Source organism: Aliiroseovarius subalbicans, assembly GCF_022678625.1.
GTDB lineage: Bacteria > Pseudomonadota > Alphaproteobacteria > Rhodobacterales > Rhodobacteraceae > Aliiroseovarius_A > Aliiroseovarius_A subalbicans.
In genome coordinates this window covers 19,664-38,089 of the sequence record NZ_JALBYQ010000009.1, presented here as the reverse complement: position 1 = coordinate 38,089, position 18,426 = coordinate 19,664, and the positions used below count along the sequence as shown (strand labels likewise).

Below are 18,426 nucleotides of genomic sequence, written 5' to 3'. Positions count from 1 at the left end.
CCTATCTTTGATCCTCCGTTTCCTAACTATAGGGGCGGATCACTTCAGTGGGGGAGGACCAGCGCCGGATTGAGGGCAGCCCTGAAAATTAACTTCATATTATTTCTGCTAGGGTATCCGGTTTCGGGACCAGATAGCAAAACGTTAGGCACCGGTCATTACTCTCGCGCCACCCTCTAGCATTTGTAGCAGCACGACGGGATGGTGAAAATTATCAACCCGGCAAAGCTTCCATGTTAACCTAGTCAGCAACAATCCTGGGTCGGCGGAACACCGGTATGTTGCTACGCAACCTGCTCAAGGTGCTGGAATTTCATCTGTATCTGGTGCAATGAAACACTAAAGCCGCCACTGGAATGAAGCGGAATAGGACACAAACAAAATGCTGAGCCGCCCGCGAATGGAGCAAAACAAATACAAGGATGTCTTGCGCAAACTCAGTAGGACAGTTGCCTTGGTCGCGCTGATCAGTGCCCTGATCAACCTTCTGATGCTCACTGGTCCGATCTATATGCTGCAGATCTATGACCGGGTGTTGTCCAGCGGTTCTGTCCCGACACTGCAGGGGCTTTTTGTGATCGTCGTCGTGCTCTACACCTTTTTGGGGTTCTATCAGTTCCTGCGCCTGCGCTTGCTGTCACGCGCCAGCTATCGTCTGGACAAGATTCTGGGGCCGGATGCGATGGGGTTCTGGGTATACGAAGGGCTGGAGGATACGGGTAATTTCCAGCATCAACCGGTTCGCGATCTGTCCATAGTCCGCAATTTTGTATCCAGCCCAGCGATCCTAGGAATCTTCGACCTGCCTTGGATTCCAATCTTCCTGGTCGTGGTGTTCTTCATCCATCCTTGGCTGGGTTACCTGACGGTTGCCGGGGCCGTTGTGGTCATCATCGCTGCCATAATGAACCAACTGATGACTCAACGTCCCGCGGCCGAAGCGGTACTGCTGGATGGGGCCGACCAGGAATTCGCCGAGATCAGTCGACGCAGTGCCGAAGCGGTAATCACCTTGGGCATGAAGGATGTGGTCGTCGACAGATGGCGGCAGCTTCACGAAGCTGCTCTGGCCAAGGGGCAGGAGGGTAGTGACCGGACCGAGTTCTTTTCCTCGTTCTCCCGTTCTTTCCGCATGTTGCTGCAGTCGACCCTGCTGACCGTTGGCGCCTTTCTGGCGTTGCGACAGGAAATCTCACCGGGAATGATCATCGCCACATCGATCATCGCCAGCCGGGCCCTTGCGCCGGTTGATCAGGTGATTGGCCAGTGGCGAGCAATTGTCCGCGGAGTAGGCGCTCATCGCAGGCTGCAGGCCGCATTTTACGCGATGCCACCAACGGCAAACCGAACCTCCCTCCCCGATCCTGTGGGGCACCTGGAGGTCCGCAGCCTGGTCAAGCTCATGCCGCCACGGTCACATATCAAGGGCCGTCCGAGAATTCTGGACCAGGTTAGTTTCAAACTTGAACCCGGGGATGGGCTGGGTGTGATTGGCAACAGTGCCGCTGGGAAATCGAGTCTGGCGCGGATTCTGGTTGGTGCCTGGAGGCCAGAGGCAGGTGACGTCCGCTTGGATGGGGCCATGCTCAGACAGTGGTCACCTGAAGAGCTGGGGCGACATATTGGGTATTTGCCGCAATCCTTGGAAATGTTGCCCGGCACAATCGCGCAGAACATCTCGCGTTTTGACCACACCGCCAAGGACAGCGATGTGATCGAAGCGGCAAAGCTGTCCGGTGTCCATGAAATGGTACTTAACTTCCCGGATGGCTATGCAACGCGGATCGGCAGTCATGCACAGCCACTATCCAGCGGCCAGATACAGCAGATAGGACTGGCCCGCGCGCTCTATCGCAAACCGAAGCTTATCGTTCTGGACGAACCCAATTCCAACTTGGATGCGGACGGAGATGAAGCAATGTCGGTGGCGATCCGCAGGATGCGTGAACATGGCAGCGTGGTGATCGTCATGGCGCACCGCCCCAGCGCCATCGCCGCTGTAAACAAGCTGATGCTGATGAAGGCCGGCCGTGTCGCCTTTTTTGGTGACAAGGATGAAACGATCCGCCAGGCGACAGCTACAGGGCCGAGCCCTCGTGTGATTGAGGGGAACGGATGACGAAACACGGCCAGGATTCCTCAGCCCCCAGAACCGGGCTGACACGGGTTGCACATATGTTTTGGTGGTGCAGCGCCCTCTTGCTGTCGCTACTGCTCATTTGGGCAGAGTACACACATATCACTGGAGCCGTCATCGCCTCTGGCCAGATTGTTGTACGCGGCAAGCCCAAGGTGGTTCAGAGCCTGGATGGCGGAATTGTTGCCGACATCCAAGTCCAGGACGGTGATCTGGTGGAAGAGGGGCAGCTGCTCTTGCGGCTTGATCCGACACTTCTGAACATCAATCGGGATGTCTATCGGAACCGCTTGGCGGAAATCGTCGCACGCCAGTCGCGGCTGGAAGCTGAATATCAGGGCCTGAAAGAAATTACCCAACGTGCGCTAATAGAGCAACTCGACGGGATGGAGATGGAACCGCACTATGCTGGTCAAGCTGAGGTGTTTAAGGCCCGCCGTGAAGTTCTAGAGGGTAGAAAAGCGCAGTTTGAAGAGCGTGTGTCGCAATTTCAAAACCAGATTGAAGGGGTCGAGGGGCTGATTGCTTCGAAGAAGGACCAACTGGTCTTTGTCCGGCAAGAACTCGAGAATGCCCGCAAATTGTATCAGCAGCGCCTGACGCGGGAGAGTGCGGTCTTGGATTTGCAGCGGTCCGAGGCCATCCTTCTGGGCGAGCTAACCGAGCATCAGTCGGAACTGGCCCGGATTCACAACTTGATTCACGACGCAAGGTTGGAAATCCTGCAAGCAGAACGCGAGTTCAAGGAACAGGCCGTGACAGAACTGCGTGACGTGACAAGCCGGTATGAAGATCTTCTGCTCGAAATCGTGAGCATCGAAAAACAACTGGAGCGGATTGACGTGATCGCACCAGTCAATGGGGTGGTACACGAATTACAGGTCTTCACCATCGGTGGCGTGGTAACGCCGGAATCGGTGATCATGCAAATCGTGCCGGTATCCGAAGGGATGGAATTTGAGGTGCGTGTCGACCCAACCGATATCAACCAGATTCATCTGGGACAAACTGCAAAAATTCAGTTGCCCGCTTTCGATATGAAAACGACACCCATCCTTCTGGGCGAGATCACCAGGATTTCCGCCAATACTCTTCAGGACGAATTGAGTGGGCGGGCATATTACAGCGTCACGGTGGTTCTTCGGGAAGAAAGCGAAAAAAGTCTCGGGCCGGTCCCGCTGGTTCCTGGCATGCCGGTCGAGGCCTTTATGGAAACCGGGCAGCGCTCGGTCTTGAGCTATCTGACCAAGCCTCTCACAGACCAGCTGAAACGCGCATTCCGCGAAAGCTGAACAGCGCCGAAACCTACCCGAAATACTCCTGCAGACGGGCAAGATGAATCTTGACCAGATGATCCGCGGCATCCGGGCTGGCGCTTTCGGCATAACAACGAAACTCGGGCGCATTGCCCGATGGACGCAAATGCACCACGTCGCCGCCATCGAAAGTCACGCGCAGCCCATCAGTCAGGTCCAGCCCTGCCTCAGCAGGCATTTCGGAAAAGAAATCCCTGCGTGCGTCCGGGTCATCTACGAGGTCTGCTAGAAAAGGTGATGAAACCTGCGGATCGATCCCGGTCAGCCGATCGGCGGCGGTGAACCGGGCCGGCAAGCCAGCCACCAGCCCCCTCAGACCGCAGCCCCGGGCGCGGGCATCAGCCAGCGGGGCCAGAACCGGCAACAGGCTGTCGCGGGTCATCAGGGGGGGGAGTGCTCCAGCAGGGCCCTGTGCGGTATAGCCTAGAAGGAAACCGCCATTGGCCTCGTACCCGACCACCCGCGCATCCGGCCTGTCGGCCAGGACCTTCTCCATCGCGGCAATCACATAGGGCGACCCGATCCGGGTGCGAAGAAGGTCGGTGAACCCCTCCATTTCCGCGACCATCCCGTTGGACGATACCGGCGTGCAAATTACGTGCGCGCCCAGGAACCGCGCCGTCAGCACCCCCAGAACATCCCCGGGCACAATCCGGCCGGAGACATCGGCCAGCATCGGCCGGTCGCCATCCCCGTCGGTCGAGATGACGGCATCCAGTTCATTCTCCCGTACCCAATCCCGAAGCAGGATGCGTGTCTCAGGATCCACGGCCTCGGTATCCACGGGGATGAAAATATCCGACCGCCCTAGAAGCACCACATCCCCACCCAGGGCACAAACCGCGTCGGCCATGATGTCCCGAGCAACCGAACTGTGCTGGTATACCCCTATACGCAGCCCTGACAAAGCCTCGCCGCCAAAGGTCGCACGGTACCGATCCACATAGTTGCGGGCACAATCATCCGCATGTTCAAGCGATCCGGTTCCGCCCTCCGTGCTTACTGTCCCGTCGACATAGGCTGTGTTGATCCGCGCCTCATCCTCTTTCGATATCTCGCCACCGGGCACATAGAATTTCAGACCGTTGCGGTCCGCGGGAATATGGCTACCTGTCACCATGATGGCTGCATACCCGCGTGACATTGAAGCCAGCGCCAGTGTCGGCGTAGGAACAGGACCGCAGTTAACCGCCTCAAGCCCGGCCGCACGCACCGTGTCGATAACCGCATTGGCAATATCCGGCGAAGAAGGGCGCAGGTCCCATCCCACATAGACACCACCCCCATGCGGACAACTTTCCAAAAAGGCCCTCACATAAGATGAAATCAAACCCGGGGTGAGTTCAGAGACAAGGCCACGCAGGCCGCTGGTACCAAATTTGGGAGGCATATTGGGACATCCACCAGTCAGGTTGGGAGAAATTGGCCAAACACAACATAATATTCATTATCGGGGCATTTTATTTCCTTGATATACGCACCCTATAAGGGCGACTCCCATTGGAAAACAACGAGTTATCTACCTGATAAAGTGTGGCATGGGAGCCGCGTACACGCAACTGAGCATCAATAACATGAAGGCAGGTTCCCATGAGCGTTATGAATCCGGGAAGTGTAAATGCTTCCTGATGTTAGCTTTCATTTACCACTTCCGGTCTTGGTCCCCGTCCCGCCTCGAGGTTACGCTGTGTGCAATCACCCACCACGCGAAAGGCCCGGCCTGTGGACACATTTGATGTAGATACCGTAATCGCCGGCGCCGGGGTCATCGGGATAGCGATCGCGCGGGCCCTGGCGCTGGCCGGGAAGGATGTGCTGCTGCTCGAAAAGAACGCGCTGATCGGCGAGGAAACCAGCGCGCGCAACTCCGAGGTGATCCATGCCGGGATCTATTACGACCCCAGATCACTGAAGGCGCAGCACTGCCTACGGGGCAAGGCGCTACTTTATGCCTTCTGCGAAGAGCGTGTCGCGCCCTATCGCCGCTGCGGCAAGATGATCGTGGCCACGGACGATCAAGAGGCCGAAAAACTGACAAGCATCGTGGAACATGCCCGGGCGAATGGTGTCGATGATCTTACGTTCCTAGACGGCCGGGAGGCCATGACGATTGAACCGGCCCTCACCGCCGTGGCCGCACTCAGGTCGCCCTCGACAGGGATTGTCGACAGCCATGCGCTGATGCTGGCGCTGCTTGGCGAGGCCGAAGCGCATGGTGCGCAGACCCTGTTGCGCGCCCGGATCATCGGTGGCGAAGTGAAACCCGATGGCCAGGTGAGGCTCGATATTGGCGGGCCGGCACCGATGCGTTTGCGCGCGCGCTCCTTCGTCAATGCTGCGGGGCTCTGGGCCACAGACCTGACCCGGCGGATCGAGGGAATGCCCCCTGCCCCGGATCTGGAATTCGTGAAAGGCAATTACTTCACCCTGTCCGGCAAGGCCCCGTTCTCCCAACTGATCTATCCGGTTCCACGCGACGGGGGGCTGGGGGTGCACCTAACCCTCGACCTTGGCGGGCAGGCCAAATTCGGCCCCGACACGGATTGGCTTGCGGACAGTGATCCGGCGCATATCGACTATGGCGTCGATGAAACCCGCCGCGCCGCATTTGCCGCGGCCATCCGCCAGTACTGGAAAGACGTCCGGGAGGAAGACCTCCTGCCCGGATATAGTGGTGTCCGTCCCAAGATCGCCGGCGCGGCCTATCCCGACTTCCGTATCGAGGGGCCTGGCAGCCACGAGGTCGGACCGCATGTCTTTCTTTACGGGATCGAGTCCCCCGGCCTCACCGCCTGCCTGTCGATCGCGGAAACGGTGGCCAGAATGCTTGGTTAGAATCTGATCCGGAATTGCAGCAGAGCATTCCCCGCCAAACCTGGCAACGGATCAAGTTGCTTGGGTCCCTCTGGGCGTTTTCGGTTCTCCGAGGGATGCGCGGAGCCCCGGATTCACAGAGTTTTGCAAGGATAGCCGCCTTGTAGACCTATTTTCACCACGGGGCGCTCCCCCACAGGAGAAATCACTCTCAGTAAAAGCCAAAACCCCTCTGTGGGGAATTTTCTCGGTAAAAAATGAGTGGGGACCATAGTATCCACGGAGCACCAAGGTTTGCTGGCACCACTCTAATACAACTGCAAAAGACGAGCGACCTGAAAGACCTCTCACCCTTGTTCAAAAGGAGCTTGCAATGCCAAACCGAAGATCATTGGTTTTGATTTTTGAAGCGGCCGTAGTGCCAAACGAGTCGGAGTAGTCGTTTCCCTCACCAAAATCAGAGTACCGGTAGTCCACGCGGCCTACCCATTTCCCGCTCAGTTTTTGCTCAAATCCAACACCGAGCGTCCACCCTATGCGATTATGCGTTTCGCCATAAATAAAGCCGGACGCACGATGCACGTCCAGGTCGTAGTTCAGAGCGGCGACACCTGCGGAGACATAGAAGAGTGAATTATTAACAACGCGCCCAATTCGGCCACGAATTGCCGCCGTTTCGTTAATACTTGTGTTGAAGAACCTGTCTGCAATACCGGACAGGGCATCGGAGCCGTCTACACTCCCCCAATTATACTCTACATCAATGCCGACTATCGTGTTGGGCGTTCTTTCCCAATTGTAACCGGCATAAATGCCGCCAAAAACTCCGCCGCCGCCGGGCCTGGAAGAAAAAACCGTGCCTCCGTCGGTCGCACCATCAACTTCAATATTCGAAAACTGCCCATCGATATGGGCACCGAGATAGGCGCCGGCCCAGCTGAAGGGTTGCGCATCTACAGCCACTGGGTCGTTTGGGGTGTAACTTCCCGCAATTGCGGTGCCAAAGAGAGCCCCCCAACCCAACATTGCAACCGCTGGCAGGCCAACCATCCGCATACTGGTATCCTTCTTCAACGCTCGTGAATTTCGGACACAGTAACTGACACGTTAAGGCACGTAAATGAACTTTCCGGCCCGCCCAAAACCACGCGCTTTGTGACAGGTACAGGTGAACGGGTGGCAGCCTGACACACTTTCAAAGGATAGCACCAAAGACGTTGAAACTGCGCATCAACGCAATTTCAGTAGCTGCCCCATGTCGTCACCGGATTTCGCAAAAGTACTGATCATCGCCAAAACTTCTTCTGGCAAATTGCCCTGATTTTTGGCGGTTGCCTGCATTCGAGGAGTAGGCTCTGTAGGTTCGAGAGGGTCGACATGGTCGACATGGTCGACATGGTCGAGCGCATGCACCTCTTCTTGCAAGAGGGTAAAAAGACACTGCCGCTTTTCCGCAATCTCTGCCTTTTCTCTTTGGTTCAACGTTTCTTGTTTCACGCTACGCTCCAATGCCTCGCTGAGAATTAGCAAAGGAAAAGGGCAAAATTATGCTGCGATACTCTTTCAGCCACTCATTTCAATTGTGCATTTCTTCAAGTAGCCACGTTTAGGTTTGGCCGGGGTCGGGAGTTATGCCGAGGTAGAACGGCCAACTAATTGCCCATCGGCCAATGGATTTTGGCGCCGGTGAAGTTAAGAACCAATCATGAGCTTACGATAAGGTTTGCGCGCAACACAAAAAGGCGGCCGGAGCCGCCTTTCAAAGTGATCTCTGAGCTTCTGGTCAGGCGCTGCGTCTACGACGCACCATGAAAAGCCCGCCAAGGCCAGCAATGAGCAACCAGCCCGCGGCAGGAAGCGGTACGGGTGCGATCGAGCCATAGTTGCTCAACCCGGCCGGGCCTCTACCGGTTTTCAGGAAGGTGACCGATTGCTCGGCGTAGGACAGCAGGAACGAGGTCCACCGGCCGTATTTCACGAAGAACCAGCCCTCACCGACATTGAAGCTGAAATTCTCGCCCCCTCCATTGGTCTTGGTCACCGCTGACGCCGGAACCGTGAGGCCGGTCAGCGTGCTGAAGTTGCTTGCAAGGGCGGCTTCGCTGGCCCGGCCAAAACGATAACCCCAGGCTTCAGTGGTGCTCAGCGACGCAATCGGATCTCCGACAAGCCCCTCACATCCGGACGGGCAGTCGACCGTGATCGTGGCCGACGCAGGCTGATTAGTAGCCAATGTGATGACCGCGGCATGGCTTGTAGAGCCAGCCAAGCCAGCCCCGACCAAGACCGCCAAGGCTATCAGGAATTTCCCTATTGAATACATAAGGCCACCCTTTCTGAAAACTCAGACATTCAACAATCTTCACTCCTGAGATTATAGCATGCCACACTTTTGCCACAAAGTGTTCTTCTTGGAGAACGTCGCTAAAGTTGTGAAGGGAGAGTTCTTGCGCAGTTAGCGCAACCCTGACGTGTGCGTCACAGCGGCGCCGGGCAGCCAGAATGCACTGGGCAACAACAAACACGTGATTCGATGTTGGAAAGAATGACGATCTTTCACAGGGTTTTTCCGTAGGAGAGGGGCGACCGCCCTACCCTTCCGGCAACCTCGCCAAGTACCGACCATAATCTGTTTTGCCAAACAGCCTTGCCCGCGCTGCAAGCCCGGCGTCGTCAATCCATCCGGCGGTATAGGCGATCTCGTCGGGCGAACCCACCTGCAACCCCTGGCGCTGAGTCAGCGTCCGCACGAAATTTCCGGCATCCAGCAGGCTTGCATGGGTGCCGGTATCGAGCCAGGCATAACCGCGGCCCATCTTCTCGACGCATAGGGCCTCCTCGGCCAGGTACATCTCCAACAGGGTCACGATTTCCAACTCACCGCGCGTCGATGGGGTGACCTTGCGGGCACGTTCAGGCGCGGTGCCATCGAGGAAATAGAGCCCCGTCACAGCATAGTGCGAAGGGGCCACTTCGGGTTTTTCGACAATAGATTGCACGCGGCCATCTTTCGCGAAATCGACCACGCCATAGCGTTCCGGGTCCGAGACGCGATACCCGAACACCGTGCCGCCTTCGGTATTGGCGTCTGCGGCCGCCAGTACCTCCGGCAAGCCATGGCCAAAGAAAATATTGTCGCCCAACACCATAGCGGAAGGCGCACCGTCCAGAAACGCCTCGCCCAGGATATAGGCCTGAGCCAACCCGTCAGGCGAAGGCTGAACCACATAGGAAAGCTCCAGCCCCCACTGGCTGCCGTCGCCCAGAAGACGCTGAAACGCATCCTGATCCTGCGGCGTGGTGATGATCAGGATCTCGCGGATCCCGGCCAGCATCAGAACTGACAGCGGGTAATAGATCATCGGCTTGTCATAGAGTGGCAGCAGCTGTTTCGACACGCCGAGGGTAATCGGATAGAGCCGGGTCCCCGATCCGCCTGCCAGAATGATGCCCTTGCGCTTCGTCATGCTCTCAACTCTTTCAACACGTCTGCCAGACCGGCCTTCCAGTCAGGACGTTTAATGCCGAAAACCGCCTGTAATTGGGCGCAATCAAGTCGGGAATTCAGCGGCCGGGCTGCTGGCGTGGGATATTTGCTTGTCGGAATCTCCTCGACCCGCGTCTCCATTCCTGCCAAATCGAAGATTGCACTGGCGAAATCCGCCCAACTGACGTCCGGCGCACCGGAATAGTGGTAAGTGCCTGATTTTTCATTATTTTTTCTAAGTAAATCAAGGACTTGCAGGCAAGTCCTTGAAATGTCCGCCGCCGGAGTCGGCCCGCCGACCTGGTCTGATACCACCCGCAGAACATCGCGTTCGGCCCCGACGCGCAGCATGGTTTTGACGAAGTTCGTCCCATGGGCGGAAAACACCCACGAGGTGCGCAAGATCACATGTATGCCCCCTGCCCCGCGCACGGCCTCTTCTCCGGCCAGTTTTGATCGGCCATAAGCGCCGATTGGCGCCGTGGGTGCATCGCCCGTCCAGGGGGTGCTGCCGGTGCCATCAAAGACGTAATCGGTTGAGAGATGCACAAAGGGAATGCCCAAATCGGCACAGGTCCGTGCCATCACCCCCGGGGCGGCCCCGTTCACCACCGTGGCCAGAGCTTCCTCCTCCTCGGTCCGGTCCACCGCCGTATAGGCCGCAGCGTTGATCACTCCTGAAGGCATCAGAGCGCGAATGGCCTCACCCATCCTGTCCGGGACGCTCAGATCAACCCTGTCCCGGCCCAAGAACACGGCCTCGGGCACACGGCGCGCCAGTTCCGTGGCCACCTGTCCCGATTTACCAAAGACCAGCAAGGTCATGCCTTCACCCCCAACCGCTGCCCGACACCATCGCGTGCTTGCAGGGGGCGCCACCAGGTCTCGTTGGTCAGATACCAGTCCACCGTGCGCTCCAGACCCTCGTCCAGCGTCACGGACGGTGTCCAGCCCAGCTCTGTGCCGATCCGTCCGGCATCAATTGCATAACGCGCATCATGGCCAGGGCGGTCGGTGACAAAACGGATCAGGTCGCCATGGGGCGCGGCCTCGGGACGGCGGGTATCGAGAATGGCGCAGATCCGTTTTACCAGATCCAGGTTCGTCGCCTCGTTATGGCCGCCGATATTATAGCTGCGTCCCAGCTCGCCTTTCTGCACCACCAGAAGCAGCGCCTCGGCGTGATCCTCGACATAAAGCCAGTCGCGCACATTGGATCCATCGCCATAGATCGGGATCGACCTGCCAGCCAGCGCGTTCAGGATCACCACCGGGATCAGCTTCTCGGGGAAATGATAGGGACCGTAATTGTTCGAGCAGTTGGTCAGAACCACGGGCAGCCCATAGGTCTCGGCCCAAGCGCGCACCAGGTGGTCACTGGAGGCTTTCGAGGCGGAATAGGGACTGCGCGGGTCGTAAGGTGTGTCTTCGGTGAACAGCCCCTCGGCGCCCAGAGAGCCAAACACTTCGTCGGTCGAGACGTGGTGGAAACGGAACGCCTCAGACTTGCCCATGCGTGTCCAATGAGTCCGGGCGACCTCCAGCATGTTGTAGGTGCCGGTGATATTAGTTTCGATGAAATCCCCCGGCCCGTCGATTGACCGGTCCACATGACTTTCAGCGGCCAGGTGCATGACCGCGTCGGGGGCGTGGGTGGCAAACACTGCGTCCAGCGCCGCCCGATCACGGATGTCGGCCTGCACGAAAGTGTATCCGGGCGCATCGGCCACGCTGGCCACGTTCTCCAGGCAGGCCGCATAAGTCAGCGCATCGAGGTTGATGACCTCGTGCCCCTGCCCGATCGCCGCCCGCACCACGGCCGATCCGATGAACCCTGCCCCCCCGGTTACAAGCAGCTTCATGATGCGCTCCATTCGAATGGACTGTCGAAATCCGCAAAGGCCGGGGCGGTCAGGTCCTTGTCGCTCAGCACCGGATCGCCGCCCAGAGACCAGTCGATACCACAGCTGTCCCAGCGCACCGCGCCATCGCAATCCGGGCTGTAATAGTCACTACATTTGTACACGATCTCGACATCGTCAGTCAGGGTGACAAAACCATGCAGGAAACCTTCGGGGACCAACAGCTGGCGACCGTTTTCGAAACTCAGTTCGACCCCGACCCACTTGCCGTAGGTGGGCGAACCTTTGCGGATATCGACTGCCACATCGTGAAGCGCTCCACGCCCACAGCGCACCAACTTGGCCTGAGCATGCGGCGGAGACTGATAGTGCAGCCCCCTCAGCGTGCCCCTGGTGCGCGACAGGGAATGGTTGTCCTGAACAAAATCGACATCCAGACCCGCATCAGCCATCCGCGCCCGGTTCCAGCTTTCACTGAAAAACCCGCGGGCATCCCCGTGCCGGGCCGGGGTCAGGATCAACACGCCGGGCAAGTCAGTGGTTTCAATCTTCATCTTACCATTTCCCGGTTAGAATTCGCAGCCAAACTCCCTCGCTCGGAACACCACAGTCAACAGCGGAAATCGTGCCAAAGCTTGTAGCGCCAGTCCTGAGCGTGCCCACGGCATTGTTATCGGGCATAATACAAATCGAGTATTATTGTGTGATTTTTACAAAGATCAGAGGGGCAAATCGGGGCCTGCCAATAGTTTTCTTGCCTGAACCTTACCCTTTGTGGCAGGGAATATAGCAATAAACCGCAATTCTAAGATCGCAAAAGACGGTCATTTGAGGCAGGCGGGCAGAAAATGCTGAAAAAACCCAGCCGTAAGGCGCCCGTGATCGGGTATGTTCTAGTCGCCAGTATCGGACTGACGGCCTGTTCCACCAAGGTCCCCTATGAGCGGCCGACCTTCGGCTTTGCCGACTCCTACACCAGCACAATGGCCAACCCGCCAGCGCAGCTGCACGATGATGCTTGGTGGACTGCATTCGGGGATCAGACACTCGATGCGTTGGTCACTCTGGCGCTTGCCGACAATATCGATCTGGCCATTGCTCGCGAGCGCGTCATCGAGGCGCAAGCCACGGTGCAGATCCTGTCTCCCCAGGCCTCCGCAACACCTTCTGGCGCCCTAACACATGAGCGCGAGCCAGATGGATCTACGCAAACCCGGACAGAGCTCCAGCTCGGATTCTCCTGGCTATTTGACCCCTACGGGGCTCGACAACAACAACGTGAAGCCGCCCAGGCCCACGCTGAAGCTGCGGATGCCGAAGTAGATGCAGCACGCCTATTGCTCATCCTCAACATTACCAATGCCTATATCGACCTGCGCTACAATCAGCACCTGCTCCAACTGCGCCGACAGCAACTTCGATCGCGCCAGCAGACCGCAGCGCTGACAAAACGCCTGTTTGATCGGAATGCCGCCATACGCATCGACGTGGTTCGGACCGATGCGTTGGTTGCCGAGACCCAGGCATTGATCCCCGAACTGACCACAGCAGTGGCCAGCCGAAAACATGCCATCGCGACCTTGACCGGCCGGACACCAAACCAGCTTGAGATCAGCTTGGACAAGTCTGCGCATCAGCCGCGCCTAGGCAAACCTGTAAATACAGGCATTCCTTCGGATTTGGTGCGCAACCGCCCGGATATCCGAATTGCCGAGCGGCAGTATTCTGCGGCCGTATCCGAGATCGGCATCGCAAAGGCCGATCTCTATCCCCGGCTGGCGCTCCAGGGAACGATCAGCCTTGCCAACACCAACACTGCCGATGGCATTCAGTCGGTATTTGGCCCATCGATCACCTTCCCTTCACTTCCGAGCTCCAGCACCCGCGCAGTCGTCGCAGCACGACATTCGCAAGCCAGACAAGCGCATAGCGAATGGAAATCCACAGTGTTGATAGCACTCGAGGAAGTCGAAACGGCACTTGCCGAATACCGGAACAGAGCCTCCTCGGTCCAAGCCGCACAACGCAGTGCCCGGCTTTATCGCGAAGTATTCGACCTGACCCGTGACCTTGTCGAACGTGATGGCGCCACCATCCGCGAACTGATTGCTACGGAAGAAGACATTTCGAATGCCGATATTGTCCTGGCCCAGAACCTACGCTGGCTGGCGCGCAGCTTCATTACCCTGAATATCAGCCTTGGCACCGGAAGCACCGCCGTGCCTAACCGCACGACCGATGAAATCACACCCGGATCGGAACATAAAAACGAATGACAGTTCGATCACTTCTAGCAGCAAAAGCCCTTGCCTGCGATTCAACCCGGTCTCGGAGAAGTTCCGCCCAACTGGCCGCCCGCACAAAATTCTGCAGCCGCAGGAACGGCTTCATGATAGTTTTATGATAAATCTCAGGGCTACCGTGGCCCTGTTAACGAAATACTAATCGGACCATGCCCAAATAATGCCACAAAGTCAGATCAGGCTGGGTACAGGAACAACAAGGTGAGGCAGGAGGAAGACGGAATGATCGGCGCATTGGCCATAGGTATGCTTGTGGGTTTCCTGACAGCGATCGCAGCCCTGTTGTCCGGATATTCCCTCTTGATGGCGCTTTGGCTTTACAGTTCGGTCGGCATGTTCTCCACGCTGATCAGCATATCCGGTCTGAACCTGGCCCTTGGCCATCGAAACCTTGACGACCGCGATACCTGATCAAGACCCCTGCCCTTTCTGATATCTGCTCAGCCCCCGCTGGCCACACGCGTGCGTACATAACCCAGGAAGGCCTGTGTCGGGCTTCTGAGCGCAGGACGGCCCGTATCGGCCCAATAGCGCAGCCAGTCCGCCTCCAATGCATAGACATCCGACCCCGGCGCCAGGTCGCGCGCCTGGTCCAAAGCGTCCGCTGACAGAAGCGGACGGCTTCCCACTTCGACCACCTGGCCGCGGCGGGCAAACCGGATGATGTCCCCCGGCTCTTCCAACATTTCGTAATCCGGCAGGTGATCGGCGGCGATCATGTCGCGCAACATCTTGCGAAACACCCGGCGCGGCGAGGCCGACCCGGATTTCTTCAACAGCACTTCGACCGAGACCCGCCATTCCGGCTGTCGCCCGCAATGTTTACGCGCCAGCTCATAGACCCGCCGCTCCAGCGGTTTGCGCAGACGGAAATAGTCGCGGCTCAACGTCAGCACCGATTTCGACATCACTGCGCGAAATAGCCAGTCCGACAGTTTCACCGATACGCTCGTCATGCGCCCTCCGCGGGTGTGGCGCACGATCTCCCAGCTTTCGATCAGGCCGAACCCGGTGGTGGTCTCGACCTCTCCGGTGGTCATGTTGGTAGTGATACGCGTCCCCGCCAGGCGTTCGAAGGCTTCGCGCAACCGCTTGTAGCCATCGCCCGATGTTTCGCGGTTGGTGGCCACCAGAAGATCATGCGCTTTCAGGTGCAAGACCCGGCTGACCGCACGGCCTGCATTCAGCGCCGCCATCAATTGACTTATACAAAAAATCAAGATGTCCTTGTCGTGGATCGTCGCCAGCCCCTTCACCGAAGGTGTCACGGTAATCTCGACCCCATTGTGCTCGTAGTTCAGGATCCTCCGATCAGGTCGCGTCGACAATGAAAACATCGGATGTTCCATCGAACCCAGGTCATCCTTCGGCAAGGCATCGAAGATATCGCAGACGAAGAAATCGGCTGTCGGATGCCGGTCCGGCAACAAGGTTCCTGCCCCGCTCATCTGAAATTTTTCCTGATCACTGCCCGAATCTTTATCGTGGTTTTATTGACGCTCAGACTAAAGTTATCCACAGGCCCGGTAAAGCGAGCCATCGTGGGTTCGGATTCATCTCAGCGTGGGATCAGAGTCGCACTATCGTGGCTTCAGATTCACCAACATACCAAATGCACGGTTATTTCCTTGTTAAATCAAAGTGATACTCTGATCACTTCCTCCCGTAACTAATATATAACAGAAATTTAACAGACATTTATTTTCAGATAGCCACCCAACCCTTAGTAAAATGAGGAAAGCACACCTTTTTTGCTTAGAAAACACGTGTTTCTGCCGAGAGTGCTTCCACATGCCACCTTTTGTGGTATATTGCCAAAAAGGCAGAACATCGGACGGTTTTCTCTATGCGGACAGCACACCAGGACAGATTGCCCCCGTATTTCAATATTGATCCTGATGTTGCACTTGGCGACTTGGGCAATCCTGCGTCCACATCGGATTTTGCCGAAATTGCAGGCGCCTGTGCCCGAGGGCGCGATGACTTGGCCGGGCGTGGTTTGCACGAAGACGGGCAGAAGAAACTACGGCTATTCTCCACCTGGGAAATCACCCGCTATCTGATACCCGTTGCGGCTCCCCATTTTCGCCGTGTGCTGAAGGCCAGCCCGGAACTTCCCCAAGGCCGGTCCGAAACCGAGGGCGGTGCCAAGTGGTTTACCTTGGACGAGGTTCTCCGTCTGCGGGCCCATTTTGCGGCAGAGGGGTCCAAATCCAAGGAATACCGCCCCTATCGCCCCGAAGGATTGCCCGCCAAGATCGTTGCCGTAGCCAATTTCAAGGGCGGGGTCGGCAAGACCTCGACATGTGCCCATCTGGCGATGTCTGCCGCACTGGACGGCTATCGGGTTCTGGTCGTGGATCTGGACAGCCAGGGGTCCATGACCTCGATTTTCGGAGGCAAGGTCCAGGATGAATGGCAAACGGTCTTTCCGCTGGTTGCACGCCATTATGCCAGCCACTTGCGCCGCGAGAACCAGGGGCGACTTGACCGTGGCGTAGAGCCCGTGCCGATCGACGATACGCTGGATGAGGCCCTGAAAATCCGATCAGACGATCTGATCCAATCCACGCATTGGCCCAATATCGACCTGATCGGGGCACAGTTGAACCTCTACTGGGCTGAGTTCCAGATACCGGTCTGGCGCATGCAAGGGCGCAGCTGGAAGCTCTGGGATGCCATTACCGATACGCTGGAAGAGGACGGCGTGCTGGACCAGTACGACCTGATCTTCCTCGATACCCCCCCTGCCCTTGGTTATCTGACCATCAACGGGTTGGCGGCTTCGGACATCCTGCTGGTGCCGATGGGGGCCTCGTTCCTGGAGTTCGATTCGACCGGGCGTTTCTTCGACATGCTGCATTCCACCTTCCAGTCGATCGAGGAAGGCGAGAACATGGCCGCCCGTGCCCTGGGGCGCGCGGAGATGGCCTTTGAATGGGATGCGGTGCGCACCCTTATCACCCGCTATGACAGCGGCCAGCAGGCCGAACTGGCCAGCCTGATGCAGGCCTATCTGGGCCGGACCCTGAACCCACATCGTCAAGAATTCACGGCCCTGATCGGCCAAGCCGGGGAGCAGGTGAACGGGATCTACGAGGCGGATTATCGCGACTTCAACCGCGAAACCTATGTGCGGGGGCGTGAAACCTTTGACGAAACCTATGCCGCGTTCAAACGGTTGCTTCTGGGGGTTTGGCGCCGCGAGGAACTAGCCCGCGACGCCGAGAATGCCGGGGCACCGCAACTGGCGTTCTAGAAGAACTTGTTTCGCGCGCGAAACATTTCGCGACCGGGCGCCAGGGTAGGAAAAGACAAGGAAACAGACTCTAGTTCTGGGGAAAACGGAGACGAACATGGCTAAACGCAAGAGATTGACCCCTGCCCGCCCGGACTATCTGGGTGATACCTCCCCTGCCCCGGAGGCCAAGAGCATGTTTCCCATGGGCGTGTCGCGTTCGACCCCGCCGATTGCCCAGGTGGCCGGGGAAAGCGCCCTTCAGGCTGCTGTCGAGGATCTAACCGGTGAAATCCGCTCGGCCCGCGCCGAAGGGCGCCTGGTGCAGGCTCTGCCGCTCGATTTGGTTGATGAATACCACCTGGTTCGTGACCGCCTGGTCGCCGATGGCGAAGACATGGCTGCCTTAATCGAGAGTCTGCGGGTTCGCGGTCAGCAGACCCCGATCGAGGTTGTTGAGCTGGAACAGGGTCGATTTGGGCTGATTTCCGGCTGGCGCCGTCTGGCGGCGCTGAAGGTGCTTCATGATGAAAGTGGCGAAGATCGGTTCGCCACCATCCAGGCCCTGCTGAGAAAGCCCGAAAACGCGTCTGACGCCTATCTGGCGATGGTGGAAGAGAATGAAATACGTGTCGGCCTGTCCTACTACGAACGCGCCCGCATTGCGGCGCGGGCGGCAGAGGAAGGGGTCTATCCCGATGAAGGGGCCGCCTTGCGCGGGCTCTTTGCGAATATAAGCCGATCTAAGCGCTCCAAGATCAGGTCCTTCATTGCGATCTACCATGCGTTGGACGAGGCGTTGGAGTTCGCCGCCGCAATCCCGGAACGCCTGGGGCTCTCCCTGTCAAAGGCACTGAAAGATAATCCAGACGTTGCCGATCGTATTCGCTCGGTCCTGCGTGCCACGCCGCCGGAAACCCAGGAGCAGGAAGCGATAATCCTGTCGAAAGCCTTGAAAGGGCAGGGGGCAAAACAGTCTCTAAAAGGTGGATTAGAGTCTAAAAACCCACAGACGGAAAGCTTCGGACCCATCCAGTTGGCCCTCTCAGCAGACGGATTGGGGCTCACCCTGAGCGGTTCGGGAGTGACGGCAGATTTCCAAGAGCGCCTGCGCGCCTGGCTGCGAAGTCAGGCATGACACCAACCTATCCCCATCCGGGGAATTTGTTTCGCGCGCGAAACATTTCCATCCCACTGCCCTGCCGGGGTTGATCTGAAGACAGCCGCGTGAAATGACCTTTTCTGGGCATCCGGTTCCGATTTTTCAGG

The 18,426-nt window shown here is 57.7% G+C and carries 16 protein-coding genes; 7 read left to right on the top strand and 9 right to left on the bottom strand.

The window, feature by feature from the left end:
* The first annotated feature begins 382 nt into the window (after positions 1–382).
* Both MN188_RS17415 and MN188_RS17410 read left to right on the top strand, forming a co-directional pair.
* On the top strand, positions 383–2,119 hold the full coding sequence (locus tag MN188_RS17415) for a type I secretion system permease/ATPase (protein ID WP_338023258.1): 1,737 nt from the start codon (positions 383–385) through the stop codon (positions 2,117–2,119).
* The gene (locus MN188_RS17410; protein WP_242110608.1) at positions 2,116–3,429 is read left to right on the top strand and encodes an HlyD family type I secretion periplasmic adaptor subunit; all 1,314 of its coding nucleotides are present in this window, start codon (positions 2,116–2,118) and stop codon (positions 3,427–3,429) included. Before MN188_RS17415 ends, MN188_RS17410 begins: the two co-directional genes overlap by 4 nt.
* A 13-nt stretch (positions 3,430–3,442) precedes the next feature.
* On the opposite strand, the gene MN188_RS17405 is transcribed toward MN188_RS17410, so the two are convergent.
* Positions 3,443–4,843 (bottom strand): phosphomannomutase, encoded by a 1,401-nt coding sequence (locus MN188_RS17405; protein ID WP_242110607.1) that lies wholly within the window; start codon positions 4,841–4,843, stop codon positions 3,443–3,445.
* A gap of 332 nt (positions 4,844–5,175) precedes the next feature.
* Here MN188_RS17405 and MN188_RS17400 point away from each other — a divergent pair, with 332 nt between their 5' ends.
* Positions 5,176–6,288 carry an NAD(P)/FAD-dependent oxidoreductase gene (locus MN188_RS17400; protein ID WP_242110606.1) on the top strand — a complete coding sequence of 371 codons (1,113 nt, stop codon included), beginning with the start codon at positions 5,176–5,178 and terminating at the stop codon, positions 6,286–6,288.
* 336 nt (positions 6,289–6,624) lie between these two features.
* Here the strand turns inward: MN188_RS17400 and MN188_RS17395 are convergent, their stop codons facing one another.
* From MN188_RS17395 to rfbC, 7 genes are all read right to left on the bottom strand, one after another.
* Positions 6,625–7,323, bottom strand: a complete 699-nt coding sequence (locus tag MN188_RS17395; RefSeq protein WP_242110605.1) for an outer membrane protein — start codon at positions 7,321–7,323, stop codon at positions 6,625–6,627.
* Between the two features lie 174 nt (positions 7,324–7,497).
* Positions 7,498–7,764 carry a hypothetical protein gene (locus tag MN188_RS17390; RefSeq protein WP_242110604.1) on the bottom strand — a complete coding sequence of 89 codons (267 nt, stop codon included), beginning with the start codon at positions 7,762–7,764 and terminating at the stop codon, positions 7,498–7,500.
* A gap of 286 nt (positions 7,765–8,050) precedes the next feature.
* Positions 8,051–8,536 (bottom strand): VPLPA-CTERM sorting domain-containing protein, encoded by a 486-nt coding sequence (locus MN188_RS17385; protein ID WP_242110603.1) that lies wholly within the window; start codon positions 8,534–8,536, stop codon positions 8,051–8,053.
* A gap of 322 nt (positions 8,537–8,858) precedes the next feature.
* A complete protein-coding gene (rfbA, locus tag MN188_RS17380; protein ID WP_242110602.1) occupies positions 8,859–9,734 on the bottom strand; it encodes a glucose-1-phosphate thymidylyltransferase RfbA in 876 nt (291 codons plus the stop codon).
* Positions 9,731–10,579 carry a dTDP-4-dehydrorhamnose reductase gene (rfbD, locus tag MN188_RS17375; protein ID WP_242110601.1) on the bottom strand — a complete coding sequence of 283 codons (849 nt, stop codon included), beginning with the start codon at positions 10,577–10,579 and terminating at the stop codon, positions 9,731–9,733. The genes rfbA and rfbD overlap by 4 nt, the downstream gene beginning before the upstream one ends.
* The gene (rfbB, locus tag MN188_RS17370; RefSeq protein ID WP_242110600.1) at positions 10,576–11,616 is read right to left on the bottom strand and encodes a dTDP-glucose 4,6-dehydratase; all 1,041 of its coding nucleotides are present in this window, start codon (positions 11,614–11,616) and stop codon (positions 10,576–10,578) included. Before rfbB ends, rfbD begins: the two co-directional genes overlap by 4 nt.
* The gene (rfbC, locus tag MN188_RS17365; RefSeq protein WP_242110598.1) at positions 11,613–12,170 is read right to left on the bottom strand and encodes a dTDP-4-dehydrorhamnose 3,5-epimerase; all 558 of its coding nucleotides are present in this window, start codon (positions 12,168–12,170) and stop codon (positions 11,613–11,615) included. The genes rfbB and rfbC overlap by 4 nt, the downstream gene beginning before the upstream one ends.
* A 294-nt stretch (positions 12,171–12,464) precedes the next feature.
* Between rfbC and MN188_RS17360 the strand changes: the two genes are divergently transcribed.
* Both MN188_RS17360 and MN188_RS17355 read left to right on the top strand, forming a co-directional pair.
* Positions 12,465–13,892 carry an efflux transporter outer membrane subunit gene (locus tag MN188_RS17360; protein WP_242110596.1) on the top strand — a complete coding sequence of 476 codons (1,428 nt, stop codon included), beginning with the start codon at positions 12,465–12,467 and terminating at the stop codon, positions 13,890–13,892.
* A 249-nt stretch (positions 13,893–14,141) separates the two neighbouring features.
* Positions 14,142–14,330 carry a hypothetical protein gene (locus MN188_RS17355; RefSeq protein ID WP_242110595.1) on the top strand — a complete coding sequence of 63 codons (189 nt, stop codon included), beginning with the start codon at positions 14,142–14,144 and terminating at the stop codon, positions 14,328–14,330.
* Positions 14,331–14,359: 29 nt separating this feature from the next.
* On the opposite strand, the gene MN188_RS17350 is transcribed toward MN188_RS17355, so the two are convergent.
* Positions 14,360–15,367 carry a replication initiator protein A gene (locus MN188_RS17350; protein WP_242110594.1) on the bottom strand — a complete coding sequence of 336 codons (1,008 nt, stop codon included), beginning with the start codon at positions 15,365–15,367 and terminating at the stop codon, positions 14,360–14,362.
* 398 nt (positions 15,368–15,765) lie between these two features.
* Between MN188_RS17350 and MN188_RS17345 the strand changes: the two genes are divergently transcribed.
* Both MN188_RS17345 and MN188_RS17340 read left to right on the top strand, forming a co-directional pair.
* Complete coding sequence (locus MN188_RS17345) at positions 15,766–17,178, top strand: AAA family ATPase (RefSeq protein ID WP_242110593.1); 1,413 nt, start codon at positions 15,766–15,768, stop codon at positions 17,176–17,178.
* A gap of 97 nt (positions 17,179–17,275) precedes the next feature.
* The gene (locus MN188_RS17340) at positions 17,276–18,295 is read left to right on the top strand and encodes a ParB/RepB/Spo0J family partition protein (protein ID WP_242110592.1); all 1,020 of its coding nucleotides are present in this window, start codon (positions 17,276–17,278) and stop codon (positions 18,293–18,295) included.
* The last annotated feature ends 131 nt before the right edge of the window (positions 18,296–18,426 follow it).